Below are 711 nucleotides of genomic sequence, written 5' to 3'. Positions count from 1 at the left end.
GGCACCATTTCAGCATGCACCGGATCAGGTCGAACGTCACCTTGGGAACATTTGGAGGACATTCCTACTCGATAAGGTGAGCTTGCGGATGGCCCGGCCTAGTGGCATAGCGGGCCTACTGAATACCCCGGCGCCCGATCGTGTCGCTCTGCCATGCTGCTGAGCAGCCGGGCTATTCGGTTCTCGTCAAATTGACTCGCAAATCCGCCCAACAGGTGTAAGCTTTCTTTAGGACCCGACAACCCAAAGGGGGGCGTCGATGTTGTGTTCTGTCGTTCCCATTAATTCAGGCCAGTTCAAGCCGGCAGCGCCACTGCAAGGACGCCGAGTGCTTGTCGTCGAGGACGAGAATCTGATCGCGATCGAACTCGAAGAGGCGATCACCGAAGCTGGCGGCAGGGTAATTGGCCCTGTGGGCAATCCTGAAGATGCATCGAGGAAAATCGCCAGCGAGGACGTGGAATGCGCCACGGTTGACATAAAGCTTGGTGCTGCCGCGACTTTCGCGGTCGCGGCCGAATTGAAGGCGCACGGCATCCCGTTCATATTCGTCACCGGGTATGACCGGACCATTGTCCCAAGCGAATTTTCGGGCGTTCAGCGTCTCGTGAAACCCGTCGTGCCCGATGACCTCATCAGGCATTTGATCGAGCTGATCTAGTTCACCGGCCACCGACGCGCATCTGGCTAACAAAAGACTGCATTCTTACC

1 protein-coding gene is annotated in these 711 nt (G+C 57.1%); it reads left to right on the top strand.

What is annotated here, in order from left to right; genetic code table 11:
- Positions 1-328: 328 nt before the first annotated feature.
- Positions 329-661, top strand: a complete 333-nt coding sequence (locus EN780_RS36235) for a response regulator (RefSeq protein WP_189523729.1) — start codon at positions 329-331, stop codon at positions 659-661.
- The last annotated feature ends 50 nt before the right edge of the window (positions 662-711 follow it).

This window comes from Mesorhizobium sp. M4B.F.Ca.ET.089.01.1.1 (genome assembly GCF_004022605.1).
In the GTDB taxonomy this organism is placed as follows: domain Bacteria; phylum Pseudomonadota; class Alphaproteobacteria; order Rhizobiales; family Rhizobiaceae; genus Mesorhizobium; species Mesorhizobium abyssinicae.
The sequence above is the reverse complement of the archived record's forward strand: the minus strand, read 5'-3'. Positions and strand labels throughout refer to the sequence as shown.